Here is a 21,083-nt window from a genome sequence, read left to right on the forward strand (position 1 = left end):
TGATGAAATGTGCCATGATACAAATAAGTATGTCAAACTGCGAAAGCTGCGGCGTCTGCAGCGGACATAGGGAAAGAATCAGGATTATGTTTCAGGATATTATGGAGGGAAAAATGGGAATTCAAAGAGAATGCGGCGTGCTGCTTCCAATCAGCAGCCTGCCGTCAAAATATGGAATTGGATGTTTTTCAAAAAGTGCTTATGAGTTTGTAGACCAGTTAAAGGCAGCAGGACAGGGCTGCTGGCAGATTCTGCCTCTTGGCCCTACCAGCTATGGGGATTCACCTTATCAGTCCTTCTCTACTTTTGCAGGAAATCCTTATTTCATCAGTCTTGAGGATCTGATTGAGGAAGGGGTTCTGACAAAGAAGGAATGCGATGCTGTGGATTTCGGATCCAGAGCAGATGATGTGGATTATGAGAAAATCTACAAGGGACGCTATAAGCTTCTTCGCAAGGCTTATGAGAGAAGCGATATCTCAAAGAATCCGGAGTTTGTCAGATTCCAGCAGGAGCAGGCACACTGGCTTGGTGATTATGCGCTTTTTATGGCAGTGAAGGATCGCTTCGGAGGAATTCCGTGGACCGAATGGGCGGAGGATATCCGTCTTCGCTGGAACAATGCGCTGGATTATTACAGAAGAGAGCTTTATTTCGAAATTGAATTTCAGGAATATATGCAGTTTAAATTCTATGAGCAGTGGGCGAAATTAAAAGCCTATGCAAACAAAAAAGGTATCCGTATTATCGGAGATATTCCCATCTATGTTGCCATGGACAGTGCAGATACCTGGGCGAATCCGGGACTTTTCAAGCTGGATGAGAACAATGAGCCTACACAGGTAGCAGGATGCCCGCCAGATGGATTTTCCGCAACAGGACAGCTCTGGGGCAATCCGCTGTACAGATGGGATGTGCACAGGAATACAGGCTTTGAGTGGTGGATGAAGCGTCTGGCGCACTGCTTTAATATGTATGATGTTGTCCGTATCGATCATTTCCGCGGTTTTGATGAATATTATGCAATTCCGTATGGAGATAAGACTGCGGAGCGCGGCTGGTGGGAAAAAGGACCTGGAATGGATCTGTTCCGCACCGTTTCCCAGAGACTGGGACAAAAAGACATTATTGCAGAGGATCTTGGCTTTATGACAGATTCTGTGAAGCGTCTTGTGGAGGAGAGCGGATATCCCAATATGAAGGTAATCGAGTTCGCTTTTGATGCCCGCGATACCGGAAATGCCAGCGATTATCTGCCGCATAATTATACAAACAACTGTGTGGTTTATACCGGAACTCATGACAATGAGACTCTTCTTGGCTGGTACAGTGATATTACGCCTGAGGAGCGTCATATGGTTCGTGAATATCTGTGGAATTTCCATGATGATGAGAAGGGAATCTGCAGAAACATGATCCGTCTGGTAATGGGAAGTGCGGCTGGAAGATGTATCATTCCAATCCAGGATTATCTGCAGCTGGATAATACGGCCCGGATCAACCAGCCGTCCACACTTGGTATCAACTGGAAATGGCGTCTGACAGAAGGCCAGTTTACAAAGGAACTGCAAAAAGAAATGCTGGCTCTTGTCACCAGATTCGGAAGAAGAAACTGGACTCCGGATCCTGTGGAAGAAGAGGATGAAGAAAAAGAGGAAGCTTAAGTGCTGCTGGACACGGAGTGAATAGTAATGCCTGAACTGCTTTAGGGCATGTTTGAAAAAGCTTTATCAGGAGGGAATTCTATGGAAATCGAGAGAAAATTTCTTGTGAAAAAAGAGAACCTTCCGGAAAATCTGGAGCAGTATCCCTGCAAGGTGATCGAACAGGGATATCTGTGCACAGAACCGGTGGTGCGGATTCGCAAGTCAAATGACAACTATTATCTCACCTATAAGTCAAAGGGACTTCTGGCAAGGGAGGAGTACAATCTGCCCTTGACGAAGGAGGCTTATGAGCACCTGAAGCTGAAGGCGGACGGAATCGTGATCTCCAAGGTGCGCTATGTGATTCCGGAGAAGGATGGACTGTCCATTGAACTGGATGTGTTCAAAGCACCTTATGAGGGCCTTCTTCTGGCTGAGGTAGAGTTCCCCTCCGAAGAAGCCGCCCACGCCTACCAGCCCCCCAGCTGGTTCGGCGAGGATGTGACCTACTCCACCGAGTACCACAACAGTACCCTGAGCAGGAAAAATATAAATTGACAAATATGTTTCGTAAAAAATAGCTGTCGAGACTCGCCAAAGTACAGGACAGCTATTTTTTTATGCCTATATATTGCACCTTAAATTTTTTTATTTTATAATGAGCCTTAACTGATGATTGGCTTACATGAGAGGAGCAGAAAAATATGAAAATTGGATTTATCGGATGTGGAAATATGGGGTCTGCGATGATCGGTGGAATCCTGAAAAAAGGTGTATTTGCGAAAGATGAGATTATTGTTTCAAATCTTACAGAAGAAGGAAGCAAAAGAAGCCGGGAAAAACTTGGGGTTGTCACAACTATGGACAACTGTGAAGTCGTAAAAAATGCAAATATTGTTATATTAGCTGTGAAGCCTCAGTTCTACGAAGAAGTAATCAGCCAGATCAAAGGCTGCCTGACACCGGATCACATGATCGTAGGAATTGCCCCCGGCAAAACTCTTGCATGGCTGGAAGAAAAATGCGAGCAGCCTCTGAAAGTGGTACGCCTGATGCCCAATACCCCGGCACAAGTAGGCGAAGGCATGACAGGCGCCTGCGCCAATGACCGCGTAACCAAAGAGGATCTGGACCAGATTCTTGCCATCACCAACAGCTTCGGACGCACAGAGGTAGTCCCGGAGCGTCTGATGGATGCAGTCGGAGCAGTCAGCGGATGCTCCCCCGCATATGTTTTTATGTTCATTGAAGCAATGGCAGACGCAGCAGTCGCACAGGGAATGCCAAGAAAGCAGGCTTATCAGTTTGCCTCCCAGTCTGTACTTGGAAGTGCCAAGATGGTTCTGGGAACTGGCATGCATCCGGGCGAACTTAAAGACATGGTCTGCTCCCCGGCCGGAACTACCATTGAAGGCGTCCGCACCCTTGAGAAAAACGGCTTCCGCAGCGCCGTATTCGAAGCACTCCAGGCAGCATCTGATAAAGGAAAACAAATGTAACCCTTAAAAAGATTTAATATTCACTTATAGCTGCAGTTTGACTGATATGCAGGCTATGAGCAAGTTAGTATATCGATAAGTTGATTGTTCGGAAAATTAGCTTGTTGATACAATGAATTTATCAATAGGAATCAAAATAAGGAGGACTTTCCCATGAGCAAAAAAGTATACATTTTTCTCGCAGACGGTTTCGAAGACATTGAAGGCCTGACCGTAGTAGACCTTATGCGAAGAGCCGGAATCACCATCACCACAGTTTCCATAAAAAACACAAAGCAGATCACAACTGCCCACAGCATCACCATGCTTACAGACCAGACTTTCGCGGAAACGGACTTCACGGATGCAGACATGCTGGTCCTTCCGGGAGGACAGCCTGGCACCACCAACCTTGGCGCATTTGCACCCCTCACCGACCTTCTGAAAAACTTCTATAATAATGGAGGCAGGATCGCAGCCATCTGTGCAGCACCCACCGTATTTGCCCAGATCGGACTTTTACATGGAAAGAAAGCAACTGCATATCCATCCTGCATGGACGGATTAGGAGATGCAGTACGCCTGGAGGACAACGTAGTCGTGGACGGCAATATCACCACAAGCCGCGGCCTTGGAACTGCCATCGACTTCAGTCTTTCCCTGATTTCCCAGCTTCTTGGCCAGGAAAAAGCAGACCAGATCGCAGAATCTGTAGTATATAAGTAGGAATAACCGCCAAAAACTCTATTTTTTTCAGGAATAACAGGGAAAACCATAAAAAAACACTGGTGTTTTTAATCTGGTTGTGCTATACTTCTACAATGACTGTAATAATAGGGGGAAACCCTGCATTATGATTGAAAAACGGACAATGTCTATCCGCTATGCACATGCGGCTGCATTGGACCTGACATTTTACCTGAATATTAAGGAGGAACACGAAAATGAGTTTACAGGTGGAGAAATTAGAGAAAAACATGGCGAAACTTACCATCGAAGTTTCCGCTGAAGAGTTAGACAAAGCAATGGAGAAAGCTTACCAGAAACAGAAAAGCAGAATCAGCCTTCCAGGATTCCGTAAAGGAAAAGCTCCTAGAAAGATGATCGAGAGCATGTACGGTAAGGGAGTATTCATGGAAGATGCTGTGAATTCTCTTGTACCGCAGGAGTACAGCAAAGCAATTGCTGATTGCGACCTTGAGATCGTTTCCCAGCCAGAGATCAACGTTACACAGATGGAGCCAGGAAAGGCACTTATCTTCACAGCTGATGTTGCTACCAAGCCAGAGGTTACTCTTGGAGACTACAAGGGAGTAGAGGTTCCGAAGACTGAGATCGCTGTAACAGACGAGGAAGTTGACGCAGAAGTTAAGAAAGAGCAGGATAAGAACTCCAGAACAGTTGTTGTTGAGGATCGTGCAGCAGCAAACGGCGATATCACAACAATCGACTTTGAGGGATTTGTTGACGGCGTTGCATTTGACGGCGGCAAAGGATCTGACTACGCTCTTGCACTTGGATCCGGCACATTCATTCCTGGATTCGAGGATCAGCTTGTTGGCGCTAACACAGGCGATCATGTAGAAGTTAAGGTTACTTTCCCGGAGGAATATCAGGCAAAAGAGCTTGCTGGCAAAGAAGCAGTATTCCAGTGCGATGTTAAGAAAATCGAGACCAAAGAGGTTCCGGAGCTTGACGATGAGTTCGCTAAGGACGTATCTGAGTTTGATACTCTTGCTGAGTACAAAGAAGACGTTAAGAAGAACCTGACAGAGAAGAAAGAAAAAGAAGCAAGAACTGCAAAAGAGAATGCAGCAGTAGATAAAGCAATCGAGAATGCACAGATGGATATTCCGGATCTTATGATCCAGACCCAGTGCCGTCAGATGATGGATGACTTCGCAAGAAGAATGCAGCAGCAGGGATTATCCATGGATCAGTACTTCCAGTTCACAGGCCAGAGCATGGACAAGATGATGGAAGACATGAAGCCGCAGGCTCTTAAGAGAATCCAGACAAGACTGGTTCTTGAGAAGATCGCTGAGACAGAGAATACACAGCCGTCTGAGGAAGAGATCACAGAAGAGATCCAGAAGATGGCAGACGCTTACAAGATGGAAGCTGACAAGATCAGAGAAGCAATCGGTGAGGACGGAATTGAGCAGCTGAAGAAAGATCTGTCTGTTCAGAAAGCAGTTACACTGATCGCTGACGCAGCTGTTGAGGCTGAGAAAGCAGCAGACGCTGAGTAATCAGATTTGAATGAAGGCACTCCTGACAGGCTCGGGAGTGCTTACCTGATAAGAAAAGAGGGAATATATGAGTTTAGTGCCTTATGTCATTGAGCAGACAAGCAGAGGGGAGAGAAGCTACGACATCTATTCAAGGCTTCTGAAGGACAGAATCATTTTCCTGGGAGAAGAAGTTAATGATGTAACTGCCAGCCTGGTAGTTGCAGAGCTGCTTTTTCTGGAAGCAGAGGATCCTGGAAAGGACATCCAGCTTTATATCAACAGCCCGGGCGGTTCCGTGACAGCTGGTATGGCAATTTATGATACCATGCAGTATATTAAGTGCGATGTTTCCACTATTTGTCTGGGAATGGCTGCCAGCATGGGAGCGTTCCTTCTTGCTGGCGGTACAAAGGGCAAGAGATTTGCACTGCCGAATTCTACGATCATGATCCACCAGCCTTCTGGCGGAGCCCAGGGACAGGCTACCGAGATCCAGATCGTGGCAGACCACATTGCCAAGACAAAGAGAACATTAAATGAGATCCTGGCAGCAAACACCGGACAGCCTCTTGAGGTTGTAGAGAAAGACACAGACCGCGACAATTATATGTCCGCAGAAGAAGCATTGGCTTATGGTCTGATCGATGGTGTTGTAGCCCACAAATAATATTGAAAACAAAAGAAACCCCGACCGGAGTTTTCTTTTGCATGCTACTGTAAGAAAAGACTCCTGAACTGACAGGAGTCTTATCTTGTAAAATGGGAAAATTTTGTAAAATAGGAATATTTTATAAAAAATTTCAAATTTTAATAAATAAAGAAATCTTTTTCTGAATAAAAGGCTTCTTTATGTAGAAAGGAAAAGTTAGAGATTCATGGCTGAGAAGATAAGAGAAGGAAAGGTAAGATGTTCCTTTTGCCAGAAAACCGAGGACCAGGTCCGCAAGCTGATCGCTGGACCGGATGGAGCCTACATCTGCGATGAGTGTGTGGGAATCTGCTCGGAGATCATGGAAGAAGAATTTGGAGGATACGATCAGGAAGATATTCTTGGATCAGAGATCAATCTGATGAAGCCAGAGGAAATCCATGCGATTCTGGACGACTATGTAATCGGACAGGATGAGGCCAAGAAAGCACTTTCTGTTGCTGTATACAATCATTACAAACGTGTCACTGCATCCAAGAACCTGGATGTGGAGCTTCAGAAGAGCAACATTCTGATGCTGGGACCAACTGGTTCCGGTAAGACCCTGCTTGCACAGACACTGGCGAGACTTCTGAATGTGCCATTTGCCATTGCAGATGCCACTACACTGACAGAGGCCGGATATGTAGGCGAGGATGTTGAGAATATCCTTCTGAAAATTATCCAGGCTGCTGACTATGATATTGACCGTGCGCAGTACGGAATTATTTATATCGATGAGATCGATAAGATCACACGTAAGTCTGAGAATGTATCCATCACCCGTGATGTTTCCGGTGAAGGTGTACAGCAGGCACTTCTGAAAATTCTGGAGGGAACTGTGGCAAGCGTTCCGCCTCAGGGAGGAAGAAAGCATCCCCATCAGGAATTTATTCAGATCGATACCACCAACATTCTGTTTATCTGCGGCGGTGCTTTTGACGGTCTGGAGAAGATCATTGAGGGCAGACAGGATACCAAGGCAATCGGCTTTGGTGCTGAGGTTGCTTCCAAGGAAGAGCAGAACGTGGGCGAGCTGTTTAAGCAGGTAATGCCGGAGGATCTGATCCGTTATGGCCTGATTCCGGAGTTTGTAGGACGTGTTCCGGTTGTGGTAACACTGGACGGACTTGACGAGAATGCGCTTCTTCGCATCCTTCAGGAGCCGAAGAATGCACTGACCAAGCAGTACCACAAGCTGTTTGAGCTTGACGGCGTGGAGCTTGACTTTGAGGATGAGGCACTTCGTGTTATGGCCAGAAAGTCTATGGAGCGTAAAACAGGAGCCAGAGGACTTCGTGCAATTATGGAGAGCACCCTTATGGATCTGATGTACAAGACTCCATCCGATGACACCATTCGTAAATGCATTATTACAAAAGAAGCTGTGGAGGGAACAGGTGAACCTCAGATCGTTCACGGGGAACCTCTGGTGCAGCAGGCAGGTGCTTCCAATACAGGCAGAAGAAACCAGCGTGCACGCAAGAAAGGCACTCCTGAAACAGCGTGAAGAAGGGACCTGACGACAGATGAGTGAGCCGATCAATGTACTTCCTGCCATCGCGCTTCGCGGAACTACCATACTCCCGGGCATGATCATCCATTTCGATGTAAGCCGGGAGCGTTCCAAGAAAGCCATTGAGGCTGCAATGCTCCAGGATCAGAAGATTTTTCTGGTGACACAGAAGGATCCACAGATTGAAGATCCGGGCTTTGTGCAGCTTTTTCAGGTAGGAACCGTGGCATATATCAAACAGGTTGTCAAACTTCCGGACAATCTGCTGCGTGTCCTTGTGGAAGGAACCAGAAGAGCAGAACTTCTGGGACTGGAGCAGGAGACACCCTATCTCAGGGCGGAGATCGTCCTGACTGACGAGGAAGAAGAGGAACTGCCTCAGGCAATGCTCGAGGCTATGTACAGAAGCATCCGGGAGCTTTTCCATACCTACTGCACCAAAGGGGGCAAAATAGGCAAGGAACTGGCTGCCCAGATTCTCAACTGCCAGAAGACAAAGGAGCTGATTGACCAGATCGCAGTAAACCTGCCTCTTTCCTGGCAGAGCAAGCAGAAGTTTCTGGAGGCAGGAAAGCTGTCTGACAGATATGAGCTTCTTGGCGCGATTCTCAGCAATGAGATCAATGTGCTGGACATCAGCCATGACCTTCAGCAGAAGCTGAAGAAGCGGGTGGATAAGAACCAGCGTGAATATATTTTGAGAGAGCAGCTGAAGCTGATCCGTGAGGAGCTTGGGGAGGATAATACTGCTGATGAGGCAGAGGAATTCCGTAGGAAAGCAAGAGAACTGACTGCGTCCCAGGAAGTGAAGGACCGTATTCTCAAGGAAATCGGACGCTTCAAGATCACCAGCACCAATGCAGCGGAGAGCAGTATTCTCCGTGGATATATCGAGACCCTTCTTTCTCTTCCCTGGGACAAATGCTCTGAGGATTCTGAGAATCTGAAAGCTGCATGGAAGATCCTGGAAGAGGGGCACTATGGCCTGAAGGATGTAAAGGAACGAATTATGGAGTTCCTTTCTGTCCGTAAACTGACACACAAGGGCAAATCCCCCATTCTTTGTCTGGTGGGACCTCCTGGAACCGGTAAGACTTCTATTGCCAAGTCCGTTGCCGAAGCTACAGGCAAACGCTATGTGCGTATCTGTCTGGGCGGCGTAAGAGATGAGGCAGAGATCAGAGGTCACCGAAAGACCTATGTAGGAGCGATGCCGGGAAGAGTGACAGTTGCCCTTGAACAGGCAGGGGTAGCCAACCCTCTGATGCTTCTGGACGAGATCGATAAGACCAGCAGCGATTACAAGGGAGACACTTCCTCCGCACTTCTGGAGGTGCTGGATCCGGAGCAGAACAGTCATTTTAATGACCACTATGTAGAACTGCCGCAGAATCTTTCCGAGGTATTGTTTATTGCAACTGCCAATGACATCCAGGGGATTCCAAGACCTCTTCTGGATCGAATGGAGGTTATTGAGATCAGCGGTTATACAGAGAATGAGAAAGAGCACATTGCCAAGGAACATCTGATTCCCAAGCAGATGGAAGCCAATGGAATCCCCAAAGGCAAGCTTTCCATTCAGAGTACAGCCCTTCGCAAGATCATCAATAATTACACCAAGGAAGCTGGAGTGCGTAACCTGGAGCGCCTGATCGGACAGATCTGCCGCAAGACAGCACGTCTGATCATGGAAGAAGGCAAGGAAAAAGTAACAGTCACAGGCAAGAATCTTTCCGATTTCCTGGGACAGGAGAAATACAATTATCTGATGGCGAACAAGAAAGACGAGATCGGTATCGCAAGAGGCCTTGCATGGACACAGGTAGGCGGTGATACCCTTCAGATCGAGGTCAACATTATGCCTGGCAAAGGGGAATTTGTGCTGACCGGACAGCTTGGAGATGTGATGAAGGAATCTGCACAGGCTGGCATCAGCTATATCCGTTCTGTTGCTTCTAAGTATGGAATTGATCAGGAATTTTTCCAGGAAAATGACATTCATGTACATATTCCGGAAGGTGCTGTTCCAAAGGATGGCCCGTCCGCCGGAATTACCATGGCAACCGCCATGCTGTCTGCAATTGTTGGAAAGCCGGTACGCGCTGACCTTGCAATGACCGGAGAAATCACCCTTCGGGGACGTGTTCTTCCAATCGGCGGACTGAAGGAGAAGCTTCTTGCTGCCAAGTACGCCAAGATCAAGGAAGTACTTGTACCCAAGGAAAACAAGCCTGACATTAAAGAACTGGATGAAGAGATCACAGACGGACTGAAGATCATCTTCGTTGAAAATATGAACGAAGTGCTGGAACGAGCACTTGCCTGAAATGAGAGGTAGGAAAAATGGTAATTAAAAATGTTTCACTGGATATCGTTTGCGGTATTACCAGCAAACTGCCGGACACAGGAAGACCTGAAATCGCTTTTGCAGGGAAATCCAATGTGGGAAAATCCTCCCTCATTAACGGTCTGATGAACCGGAAGGCACTGGCAAGGACAAGCTCCCAGCCAGGAAAGACACAGACCATCAATTTTTACAATGTGAATGATTTTATGTACCTTGTGGATCTTCCGGGATATGGATATGCCAAGGTCCCGGAGACAGAGAAAGCGAAATGGGGAAAGATGATCGAGCGTTATCTTCACACTTCCCAGACTCTGAAGGCGGTTTTTCTGCTGATTGATATCCGCCATGAGCCTTCTGCAAATGACAAGCTGATGTATGACTGGATCGTAAACAACGGATACAATCCGATCATTATCGCAACCAAGCTTGACAAGCTGAAAAGAAGCCAGGTACAGAAGAATGTAAAAGCAATCAAAGACGGACTGAAGCTGCGCCCGGGAAGCAGGATCATTCCTTTTTCTGCTGAGACCAAACAGGGAAGAGATGAGATCTGGGCGTTAATGGACGAGTTGACTGGATTCGCTCCGGCAGCTACGGACGAGGCTCAGAACTAATATACGAGGAAAAATATATGGGAATTATCAAGGCGTTCAAGCTGGGATTTGACTATCTCAAGTATGATGAGGACGGCAATGTGGAGGCAACACAGCGTGCCGTCAATGATGTAAACCTGGACATTGAAGCCGGCGATTTTGTGGCCGTTCTGGGGCACAATGGTTCCGGAAAATCCACACTGGCGAAGCAGATGAATGCGCTTCTGATCCCTTCTGAGGGAACCATGTGGGTTGATGATATGGATACAGCCAAGGAACCGGAATTATGGAAAATCCGCCAGAGAGCAGGCATGGTTTTTCAGAATCCGGACAACCAGATCATTGGTACGGTTGTGGAGGAGGATGTAGGATTTGGTCCTGAGAATATGGGCGTTCCTACAGAAGAAATCTGGAAGCGTGTGGATGACAGTCTGAAAAAGACAGGAATGACCGCTTACCGTTATGCATCTCCGAACAAGCTGTCCGGAGGACAGAAGCAAAGAGTTGCCATAGCTGGCGTTGTAGCTATGCGTCCCAGCTGCATTGTGCTGGATGAGCCTACTGCAATGCTGGATCCGAACGGCAGAAGAGAAGTACTGGAAGCTGTTTCTGAGCTGAATCAAAAAGAGAATGTAACCGTTATTCTGATCACCCATTATATGGAAGAGGTCATTCATGCCAACAAGGTTTATGTAATGGACCGTGGAAATGTTGTGATGCAGGGAACTCCAAGGGAAATCTTTTCCCAGGTGGAGACCCTGAAGAAATACCGACTGGATGTACCGCAGGTAACTTTGCTTGCCCACGAGCTTCATAAGGCTGGCGTGGACATTCCGGAAGGAATACTGACAAAAGAGGAATTGGTAGGTGCATTATGTCGATAGAGCTTAAGAACGTAACTTTTACTTACAGTCAGGGCACTGCATATGAGAGCCATGCCTTGAAGGACATTAATCTTGTGATTCCGGATGGTCAGTTCATCGGTGTGATCGGACATACCGGAAGCGGGAAATCAACTCTGATCCAGCATTTTAATGCACTGATCCAGCCAACCAGCGGCCAGGTCCTTTATAATGGAGAAGATGTGTGGGCTGAAAATTATGACCGCAGGGCGCTTCGAAGCGAGGTGGGACTGGTGTTCCAGTACCCGGAGCACCAGTTGTTTGAAAATACGGTGCTGGCAGATGTGTGCTTTGGTCCTATGAACCAGGGACTTTCCAAAGAGCAGGCAGAGGAAGAGGCGAAGAAAGCCCTTGTCCACGTGGGTGTCAAAGAAGAGAATTTTACCAAATCTCCATTTGAACTTTCCGGAGGACAGAAGAAGAGAGTGGCCATTGCAGGCGTTCTGGCCATGAACCCGAAGATTCTGATACTGGATGAGCCTACTGCTGGTCTTGACCCGCAGGGCAGGGATGATATCCTGGATCAGATTGCAGCACTTCACGAAATGAGGGGAATCACCATTATTCTGGTTTCCCACAGCATGGAAGACATTGCCAAATATGTGGAGCGCCTGATCGTCATGAATCATGGGGAAATGGTATTTGACGATACCCCGAAGAATGTATTTTCCCATTATAAGGAACTGGAAGAGATGGGACTTGCGGCGCCGCAGATTACCTATATCATGCATGCTCTTTCTGAGAATGGGCTGGATGTGGATCCTACTGCAACCACAGTGGAGGAAGCAAAGGAGACCATTCTGGCAGCGCTGAAAAAGCAGAAGCCTTCACTTCTTAAGAAGGGAGGCAGCGAAGCATGATCAGAGATATTACCATTGGACAGTATTATCCGGCGGATTCCGTGATCCATAAGCTGGACCCAAGAACCAAGCTTGTGGGAACCATCGCTTTTATTGTGTCGGTATTTTTGTTTCATACGTTCTTAGGATATGCGGTGGCAGGTGTATTTCTTGCTGGAATGATCCTGATGTCAAAGGTTCCGGTAAAATTTATTTTCAAGGGACTGAAGACCATTTTTATGCTGCTTCTGATTACCATATTTTTTAATATGATACTGACGCCTGGTGAGGTTGTGTGGAAGCTGGGATTTCTTAAGGTGACAAAGGAGGGGCTTGTTCTTGCGGGAACTATGGCGATCCGACTGGTTTTTCTGGTAATCGGTTCTTCCATTATGACCCTGACTACCACACCGAATCAGCTGACGGATGGTCTGGAGAGACTGCTCCGTCCTTTGAATAAAATTCATGTGCCTGTTCATGACATTGCCATGATGATGTCCATTGCCCTTCGTTTTATTCCTATTCTTCTGGAGGAGACGGACAAGATCATGAAGGCGCAGATTGCCCGCGGTGCTGATTTCGAGAATGGAAATCTGATTCAGAAGGCGAAGAATATGGTGCCCCTTCTGGTGCCGCTGTTTATTTCCGCGTTCCGCCGGGCCAATGATCTGGCCATGGCTATGGAGGCGAGATGTTACCACGGCGGTGACAATCGTACTCAGATGAAGCCTCTTAGCTATAAGAAGAGAGACCATGCGGCCTATGGAGTTATGGTGGCTTATCTTGCGGTTGCAGTGGGCTTCCGTGTGGCAGGACTGTAAACGATATCTATAAATTTCTGAGAATATATATTCCCTCATCTGTGCGAAAGAAGCAGGTGAGGGATTTTTAACAAGGAGAAAAATATGAAGCGAATTGGACTTGTTGTTGCATACGATGGAACCAATTACTGCGGCTGGCAGACTCAGCCAAATGGAATTACCGTGCAGGGAGTTCTCAATGATACTCTTTCCGAGCTTCTTGGGGAAAAGATTGAGACCATCGGGGCCAGCCGTACGGATGCGGGAGTGCATGCTCTTGGCAATGTGGCTGTTTTTGATACCAATACCCGCATTCCCGGGGAAAAGATTTCGTATGCGCTGAACCAGCGGCTTCCGGAGGATATCCGGATTCAGATGTCTGAGGAGGTGGAACTGGATTTCCATCCGAGATACTGTGACAGTGAGAAAACTTATGAATACCGTATTTTGAACCGGAAATTCCCGGTGCCTACAGAGCGGCTGTATTCTTATTTCTATCATTATAAGCTGGATGTGGACAAAATGCGGGAGGCTACCTCTTATCTGATTGGACGTCATGACTTTGCCAGCTTTTGCGGTTCCGGTGCCCAGGTGAAAACTACCATCCGTACTGTGACTGGCATTGAGGTTTTCCGCGAGGGAGATATGGTTACCATCCGTGTTTCCGGAACTGGTTTCCTCTATAATATGGTGCGTATTATTTCCGGAACCCTGATTGAAATCGGAAACGGCCAGTATCCACCGGAGCGCATGCAGAAAATCCTGGACGCCAAAGACCGCTCCGCCGCCGGCCCCACCGCCCCCGCCCAGGGACTGACTCTTATGGGAATACAGTTTTTTGATTGATGCGGATGGATTTACTATAGGGTAGATTAGTGAAGTAGCGTCGTTACCCGGACGTGAGTTCACAATGTATATTCATCGCAGATCGTCGCAACACTCCGCCAAGCTAACTGTCAACTGCGGCTAAGTATCTCAGGAGAGCCTTCGATGCTAAGTCTCCGTAGACAGTGGATCTCGTCTCCGTTAAGACCGCTCCTGAAATGACCTGCTCACGAATATACATTGCAAACTCACTGGTTACTAACAAGTTTAAGTTAAATCAATAGGCGACGGAGCCAAATCCCGAAATTCGTCATTGTCTGTCCCGGCACACCTGGGGGAAAGCGTCCGCCTTGATTAACTAATCCACCCCTTCACATCTCAAAAATGTCAATAGCACATAATTACAATCTAGTACTATCCTACAACAAAAATATCCAGTCCAGCACAAAAATGTGCACATACCAACACAAAAATTGAAAGAGCAATCCAAAATTAGTCCATTTTACACAAACTGCCTGTATGATATTATAATCCCATCAGAAAGCTATACGACATAGCAAATAAAAATGATACGGGAGGTTTTTTCATGAAGAGAAAAGTAGCAATGGCAATGGTAGCAGCAATGGCAGTTAGTTCATTTACAGTTCCGGTATTTGCAGAGGATGCAGCAGCTGAAGGCGGAAAGATCGGTATTTCAATGCCTACACAGTCACTGGAACGTTGGAATCGTGATGGTTCTTATCTGCAGAAGCAGTTTGAGGACGCTGGATATGAAGTTGAGCTTACCTACTCTGACAATGAGACAGATCGTCAGGTAAACGATATCCAGAACCTGATTTCTGATGGAGTTAACCTGTTAGTAGTAGCTGCTATTGATGGTGAGGCTCTTAACACAGTTATGGATGAAGCTGCAGAAGCAGGGATCCCGGTTATTTCCTATGACCGTCTGATCAAATCCGACGCTGTTTCCTATTATGTATCCTTTGATAACTACACAGTTGGTACCCTTCAGGGACAGTACGTTGTAGACACTCTGGATCTTGAAAATGCCGGCGATAAGACATACAATATCGAGTTTACAGCTGGTGATCCTGCTGACAACAATGCAGGCTACTTCTTCAACGGTGCATTTGATGTGTTAAAACCATACATCGATGCAGGAACCTTAAATGTAGTTTCCGGACAGACAGACTTCGATTCTGTTGCAACACCTGCATGGGATACACAGACAGCCCTTGAAAGAATGCAGAACATTCTGGCATCCTACTATGCAGACGGAACACAGCTTGACGTAGCACTTTGCTCCAACGACTCCACAGCACTTGGTGTAACACAGGCAATTGAGTCTGACTATGCTGGAAGCAATACTGTTCTTATTACAGGACAGGATGGTGACGAAGCGAACCTTGCAAACATCGTTGATGGAAAACAGTCCATGACCGTTTACAAAGCAGTTGCTAACGAAGCAGTAGTAACACTTGACCTGGCAAAAGCAATGCTGGCTGGTGATACCGTTGATGAGTCTCTGATCGAGGCTTCCGGCTGGGATTTCGATTGTACTTATGACACAGAGTCCTATGAGACATCTGAAGGCAACAAATGCCCATCCTTCCTTCTGGTTCCAACAGTTGTAACAAAAGACAACCTTCAGGAAGCACTTGTTGATCCTGGATACTACACAATGGACGACGACGGATATCTTCATCCGGCAAACTAAGTGAACTGAGAGAACGTCATACAAATAAAAGTTACTGCTCACAAAAAGAACAGTAATGTTGTAAATGCGGGCGGGGTGAAAAGCCCCGCCTGCTTTATGGGAAAGGGGGCGCCATTTTGGCTGATAATATTTTAGTAATGGAACACATTACGAAGGAATTCCCCGGTGTCAAAGCTTTGGATAACGTTAACCTTGAAGTTCAGCGTGGAGAGATTCATGCGCTGATCGGTGAGAACGGTGCGGGAAAGTCCACATTGATGAACGTATTAAGTGGTCAGTATCCATACGGCAGCTATACTGGAACGGTTACCTATGAAGGTGAAGAATGTAAGTTTAAAAAGCTTAATGACAGCGAGGCAAAAGGTATCGTTATTATTCATCAGGAACTTGCATTAATCCCACTGCTTTCCATCGGTGAAAACATGTTTCTCGGAAACGAGATCAAAAATAAAAGAGGAGCCATCGACTGGGACAGAACCTACAGTGAAGCAGAAAAACACATGGCTCAGGTAGGACTTCACGAATCTGCCCAGACCTTAATTAAAGATATTGGAACCGGCAAACAGCAGCTGGTTGAAATTGCGAAAGCATTTTCCAAAAAAGTAAAACTGCTCATCCTGGATGAGCCTACTTCATCCCTGAATGATGAAGATGCAAAAATGCTTCTGGATCTGCTTATGGAATTCAAGAAGCAGGGACTGACATCCATTATTATCACACACAAACTGAATGAGATCATTTACTGTGCAGACCGTTGTACCATTCTTCGAGACGGAAGTACGATCGAGACACTTACAAAAGGCGTGGATGACTTAAGTGAGGACCGAATCATCAAAGGAATGGTTGGCCGTCCTATGGAAGACCGTTATCCGAAACGCGAGCACAATGTAAGCAAGGACGTGATGCTTGAGGTAAAGAACTGGACTGTTCATCATCCTCTGTATCCGGAAAAAATTGTAGACGACAATATTTCCTTTAAAGTACATAAAGGTGAGGTTGTTGGTTTCTCAGGACTGCAGGGTGCAGGCCGTACAGAGCTGGCAATGTCCATTTTCGGTAAGAGCTATGGCAGTGCAATTACCGGAGAATTGTATATAAAGGGTGAAAAAGTAGATCTTAAGGATCCTCGGGCAGCCATCCAGCATGGTCTTGCATATGTAACTGAGGACCGTAAAACAAACGGACTGATCCTTGATGAGTCCATCCGTTTCAACACCACTCTGGCCCGTCTTTCCAAAGTCTGTGACAGGGGAATCATCAATACCGACCTTGAAGTACAGCTTGCAGAAAAGATGACAGAAGAAATGGGAACCAAGACACCTTCCAACGAGCAGCGTATCGGCAATCTGTCCGGTGGTAACCAGCAGAAAGCCCTTCTTGGAAAGTGGATGTTTACAGAACCGGATATTCTGATTCTGGACGAACCTACCCGAGGAATTGATGTAGGTGCGAAATATGATATTTACTGTCTGATCAATCAGATGGTAGAAGAGGGAAAATCTGTAATCATGATTTCCTCTGAAATGCCTGAAATCCTTGGTATGTGTGACCGAATTTATATTATGAATGAAGGCAAGATGGCTGGAGAACTGGATGCGAAAGAGGCAACCCAGGAAGGCATCATGGCACATATCATGCAGAATCAGAAGAAATAATCAAGGGGGAAAACGATATGAATTCCAAAATAAAGGATTTTTTTAGAAAATATACGATGGTCATTGCGCTTGTGATCGTATTTATCCTGTTCTGTGTTCTTACTGATGGAAGACTTCTTTATGCACAGAACATGTCAAACCTTATGCTCCAGAACGGATACGTACTGGTTCTTGCATGTGGTATGCTGCTTTGTATCTTAACTGGTGGTAACATCGATCTTTCCGTTGGATCTGTTATCTGTTTTGTAGGCGGTGTTGCAGCTGTTCTCATTGGCAGCAAGGGATTTAACCCATTACTTACCATTATCCTCTGTCTGGTAATCGGCCTTCTGGTTGGTGTTTGGCAGGGTTACTGGATTGGTTATAAGAGAATTCCTCCATTTATTACAACACTTGCTGGTATGTTCATTTTCCGTGGATTCGGCCGCCTGGTACTGGACAACAAAACCGTATCCATCCAGAACAAATCTTTCCTGAATGTATTTACTTCTTATATCAACATTCCAGGACTTGATGATGGAAAGAAATATTCCGCTCTGATCGTTGGTGTGATCATTGCATGCTACGTTATTTTCTCCACTATGAAATCCAGAGCAAACAAAGCGAAAAAAGGCTATCGCCAGAACACAGCAGCTTCTGATTACAGCAGAGCAGCCGTAATCGCAGTTGTTATTCTGTGGTACTGCTACAAACTGTACCAGTACAAAGGTATCTCCGTAATGCTTGTATGGGTAGTTGCAATCTGCATGATCTACAACTTCATCACATCCAAGACCGCATTTGGACGTTACTTCTACGCAATCGGCGGCAACGAGAAAGCTACACAGCTTTCCGGTATTGATACAAACAAGGTTTACTTTATTGCATACGCAAATATGGGCTTACTTGCCGGACTTGCAGGTCTTCTCTGCGCAGCACGTGTAGGTTCTGTAAATGGTAGTACAGGTACTTCCTTCGAGATGGATGCAATCGGTTCCTGCTTCATCGGCGGTGCTTCTGCATACGGCGGAAGCGGTACTGTAGGCGGTGTTGTAATCGGTGCTCTTCTCCTTGGTGTTATCAACATGGGTATGTCTATCATGGGTATCGGTGATTCCTGGCAGTACGTAGTAAAAGGTGCCGTACTTCTGATCGCAGTTGTATTTGATGTTATTTCCAACAGAAAATCCAACTAAATCAAAATAAGTGAAAAGCTGCTGTATCAGGCAGTTGTAAATGCAAAGGGCTGTTGCAGAAAATGCAATGGTCCTTTTTGCACATATTAAGTAAATATGTTAAACTTATAGTATCTTAGAAAAGGAAACTGTAAAATTATGAAAAAATCCACACTGACTGTCTTTTTTGTTCTGGCAGGATGCATGCTGTTTCTGTCCGGAATCTGGATTTATTTCCAGAAAACTCTGGATCAGGTAGACCTGGGAGAAGGGGAAGGGGCAGCAGGCTATGAAAAACATTATCTGATGATTTCCGGAGAGGAGAATACCCTGATGTGGGATTCCATCTACGAGAGCGCCAGCGAGGCAGCCAGGGATGCAGATGCATATGTAGAGCTGATCGCGCCCCAAAGAGAGTCCACTTATACAAAAGCGGATTATCTGCGGATCGGAATCGCCTCCAAGGTGGATGGGATCATTCTGGAAGCGGACGGAAGCGCAGAAGAACAGGAACTGATTCAGGAAGCAATGGACCAGAATATTCCGGTTGTAACTGTGCTGACCGATGACTCTTCCAGCGCAAGGATCAGCTTTGTAGGCCTGAACAGCTACCAGCTTGGAAATGCCTACACTGAGCAGATCCTGGGACTTTTGAAAGAGCATGAGACCACTCAGGTGCTTCTTTTGTCCAATTCCCAGTCCAAAACCCAGGAGACTAATCTGGTCTATTATCAGATCAAAAAAGAACTGGAAGAAAAAAAGCAGGGCTATCAGTCTGTGAATATTTCCGAGTACAGCATTGACAACAGCTCTGATTTTGATACAGAAGAATTTGTAAGGGACATTTTTGTAAATGGAAATACGCTTCCGGACGTGCTGGTCTGCATGGATGAGGTTGTGACAGAATGTGTTTACCAGGCACTTATCGATTATAACCAGGTAGGCAACGTGGATGTTGTTGGCTTCTACTATTCGGATGTAATTCTGGATGCCATCAGTAAAGGCATCATTTCTTCTGCAATCGCTCTTGATATGGAGGAAATCGGAAGATACAGCATCAATGCCCTTGAGGAATATTCCTCCCTTGGACACACCAGCAGCTATTACAGCGTAGGTCAGAATGTGATCACCCGGAAAAATGTGGGAACCTACAGAACGGGGGCGAATCAATGAGAGAACAAAAAGAAAGCCTTTCGATGCAGAATTCCATCCAGACCAGGTTAAGTGCTGCCATGGTTCTGGTCATGATCTTTGTAGTATGCATTAATTTTTTTATTTTTGAGCAGATCCACATGGGCGTGGACCGCATTGACGCTGTTTTTTCCAGTAATACAGCGATCAATGACCTGTCTGAGTCCCTGAATAAACTGGAGGGAACCGTTTACGAATATCTGAATACAAAGGGAAGCAAAGCCCTGGAAAATTACTATCGCTATGAGCAGGATTACAGACAGCTTCTGGACGGGCTCAATGACCGCAATGTGGACAGCGAAGTGAAAATGCTGGAGAAAAATATCCGCAAAATGTCTGAGAGCTATCTGGATCAAACAAACGAGACGGTTCAGGCCAAGCGAGGAAGAAATATTGAGAAATATAAATCTTCCTATGAAAAAGAGCTTCAGCTGTATGAATATATTAATTCTTACATTTACAAGCTAAATAATCTGCGCTTTCGAACCAACTCTGCGAATTACCAGATCCTTCTGTCCTCTATGGATGTGCTGTATCGCCTGGCACTGGTAGTTATTTTTATTGTGGCAGCAGTGGGCGTGGTTATTATTTTACTGGTTGTGCGCTCTATGATCCGGCCGCTGACCCAGCTTTCCAATACAGCTCATGAGGTTGCAATGGGAAATCTGGATGTGCCGGTTCTGCCGGTAGTGTGTGAGGATGAGGTCGGCGTTGTAACAAGAAGCTTTAACCAGATGCTGGACAGCATCCGCATTCACATTGCCCAGCAGAGGGAGAGCATGGAGAAGCAGGCCCAGATGAAGGAGCGGGAGCTTCTTATGGAAACTCATCTGAAGGAGGCTCAGCTGAAATACCTTCAGGCCCAGATCAATCCCCATTTTCTTTTTAACTGCCTGAATGCAGGAGCACAGCTTGCCATGCTGGAGGATGCAGAGAGGACTGGCATTTTTCTGGAAAAAATGGCGGATTTTTTCCGGTATAATGTGCGGAAAATGGAAGACGATGCCATGCTTTTTGAGGAAGTGGAAGCAGTTGACAACTATATTTATATTTTAAATGTAAGGTTTGCAGGGGACATCCATTACGAAAAGGATGTGGATGAGGGAATCGGTGATTTCCGGATTCCCAGCATGATCCTGCAGCCGCTGGTGGAAAATGCAGTTCAGCATGGCATTCATGACTGTATGGAAACCGGAAAAATCAAAATGTCCATCCATAAGGCCGGAGAAGATCTGGAAATCACAGTCAGCGACAATGGTGCCGGAATGACACCGGAAATGATTCAGTCTGTAATGGCGGGAAGGGCCCGGAACAATGGGGAGGACCGTTATTCCACAGGAATTGCGGTAGGAAATGTAATCGACAGGCTGGAGCTGTATTATAAGCAAAAAGGGCTTCTTATCATAGAAAGTGACGGCCTTGGAAAGGGAACCAGCGTGCATATTACGCTGCCTGTTGAAAATGAAGGGGAAGAGTAAGCAAGAACGAAGAGGAGCAT

18 protein-coding genes are annotated in these 21,083 nt (G+C 46.3%); all 18 read left to right on the top strand.

What is annotated here, in order from left to right; translation table 11 throughout:
• The first annotated feature begins 113 nt into the window (after positions 1 to 113).
• The 18 genes from malQ (at position 114) to DWZ38_RS13085 (ending at position 21,063) form a co-directional block, all read left to right on the top strand.
• On the top strand, positions 114 to 1,664 hold the full coding sequence (malQ, locus tag DWZ38_RS13000; protein ID WP_173765295.1) for a 4-alpha-glucanotransferase: 1,551 nt from the start codon (positions 114 to 116) through the stop codon (positions 1,662 to 1,664).
• Positions 1,665 to 1,745: 81 nt separating this feature from the next.
• Entirely contained in the window at positions 1,746 to 2,204 is a 459-nt protein-coding gene (locus DWZ38_RS13005) for a CYTH domain-containing protein (protein ID WP_021925118.1), read from the top strand.
• Between the two features lie 146 nt (positions 2,205 to 2,350).
• Positions 2,351 to 3,145 carry a pyrroline-5-carboxylate reductase gene (gene proC / locus DWZ38_RS13010; protein ID WP_021925119.1) on the top strand — a complete coding sequence of 265 codons (795 nt, stop codon included), beginning with the start codon at positions 2,351 to 2,353 and terminating at the stop codon, positions 3,143 to 3,145.
• A gap of 153 nt (positions 3,146 to 3,298) precedes the next feature.
• Positions 3,299 to 3,850 carry a DJ-1 family glyoxalase III gene (locus tag DWZ38_RS13015; protein ID WP_117853297.1) on the top strand — a complete coding sequence of 184 codons (552 nt, stop codon included), beginning with the start codon at positions 3,299 to 3,301 and terminating at the stop codon, positions 3,848 to 3,850.
• A gap of 218 nt (positions 3,851 to 4,068) precedes the next feature.
• Complete coding sequence (gene tig / locus DWZ38_RS13020; protein ID WP_117853300.1) at positions 4,069 to 5,376, top strand: trigger factor; 1,308 nt, start codon at positions 4,069 to 4,071, stop codon at positions 5,374 to 5,376.
• 67 nt (positions 5,377 to 5,443) lie between these two features.
• The gene (clpP, locus tag DWZ38_RS13025; RefSeq protein WP_117853302.1) at positions 5,444 to 6,025 is read left to right on the top strand and encodes an ATP-dependent Clp endopeptidase proteolytic subunit ClpP; all 582 of its coding nucleotides are present in this window, start codon (positions 5,444 to 5,446) and stop codon (positions 6,023 to 6,025) included.
• 208 nt (positions 6,026 to 6,233) lie between these two features.
• Entirely contained in the window at positions 6,234 to 7,556 is a 1,323-nt protein-coding gene (gene clpX / locus DWZ38_RS13030; RefSeq protein ID WP_021925816.1) for an ATP-dependent Clp protease ATP-binding subunit ClpX, read from the top strand.
• 19 nt (positions 7,557 to 7,575) lie between these two features.
• A complete protein-coding gene (gene lon, locus DWZ38_RS13035) occupies positions 7,576 to 9,888 on the top strand; it encodes an endopeptidase La (RefSeq protein ID WP_117853305.1) in 2,313 nt (770 codons plus the stop codon).
• Positions 9,889 to 9,905: 17 nt separating this feature from the next.
• Complete coding sequence (gene yihA, locus DWZ38_RS13040) at positions 9,906 to 10,523, top strand: ribosome biogenesis GTP-binding protein YihA/YsxC (RefSeq protein WP_021925818.1); 618 nt, start codon at positions 9,906 to 9,908, stop codon at positions 10,521 to 10,523.
• 17 nt (positions 10,524 to 10,540) lie between these two features.
• Positions 10,541 to 11,386 carry an energy-coupling factor transporter ATPase gene (locus DWZ38_RS13045; protein ID WP_117853307.1) on the top strand — a complete coding sequence of 282 codons (846 nt, stop codon included), beginning with the start codon at positions 10,541 to 10,543 and terminating at the stop codon, positions 11,384 to 11,386.
• Positions 11,377 to 12,264: an energy-coupling factor transporter ATPase gene (locus tag DWZ38_RS13050; protein ID WP_021925820.1), complete on the top strand. Its 888-nt coding sequence runs from the start codon at positions 11,377 to 11,379 to the stop codon at positions 12,262 to 12,264. Before DWZ38_RS13045 ends, DWZ38_RS13050 begins: the two co-directional genes overlap by 10 nt.
• Positions 12,261 to 13,064, top strand: a complete 804-nt coding sequence (locus DWZ38_RS13055) for an energy-coupling factor transporter transmembrane component T (protein ID WP_117853309.1) — start codon at positions 12,261 to 12,263, stop codon at positions 13,062 to 13,064. The genes DWZ38_RS13050 and DWZ38_RS13055 overlap by 4 nt, the downstream gene beginning before the upstream one ends.
• Positions 13,065 to 13,148: 84 nt before the next feature.
• On the top strand, positions 13,149 to 13,889 hold the full coding sequence (truA, locus tag DWZ38_RS13060) for a tRNA pseudouridine(38-40) synthase TruA (RefSeq protein WP_117853312.1): 741 nt from the start codon (positions 13,149 to 13,151) through the stop codon (positions 13,887 to 13,889).
• Between the two features lie 565 nt (positions 13,890 to 14,454).
• Positions 14,455 to 15,585 (top strand): sugar-binding protein, encoded by a 1,131-nt coding sequence (locus DWZ38_RS13065; protein WP_117853314.1) that lies wholly within the window; start codon positions 14,455 to 14,457, stop codon positions 15,583 to 15,585.
• Positions 15,586 to 15,701: 116 nt separating this feature from the next.
• Positions 15,702 to 17,240, top strand: coding sequence for a sugar ABC transporter ATP-binding protein (locus DWZ38_RS13070; protein WP_117853317.1), 1,539 nt, complete (start codon positions 15,702 to 15,704; stop codon positions 17,238 to 17,240).
• A 17-nt stretch (positions 17,241 to 17,257) separates the two neighbouring features.
• Positions 17,258 to 18,415: a sugar ABC transporter permease gene (locus tag DWZ38_RS13075; RefSeq protein ID WP_117853319.1), complete on the top strand. Its 1,158-nt coding sequence runs from the start codon at positions 17,258 to 17,260 to the stop codon at positions 18,413 to 18,415.
• A gap of 138 nt (positions 18,416 to 18,553) precedes the next feature.
• Complete coding sequence (locus tag DWZ38_RS13080; protein WP_021924372.1) at positions 18,554 to 19,567, top strand: substrate-binding domain-containing protein; 1,014 nt, start codon at positions 18,554 to 18,556, stop codon at positions 19,565 to 19,567.
• Positions 19,564 to 21,063 (top strand): histidine kinase, encoded by a 1,500-nt coding sequence (locus DWZ38_RS13085; RefSeq protein ID WP_117853321.1) that lies wholly within the window; start codon positions 19,564 to 19,566, stop codon positions 21,061 to 21,063. Before DWZ38_RS13080 ends, DWZ38_RS13085 begins: the two co-directional genes overlap by 4 nt.
• Positions 21,064 to 21,083 lie beyond the last annotated feature (20 nt).

The organism is Ruminococcus sp. AF31-8BH (assembly GCF_003460605.1).
Taxonomy (GTDB): domain Bacteria; phylum Bacillota; class Clostridia; order Lachnospirales; family Lachnospiraceae; genus Blautia_A; species Blautia_A acetigignens.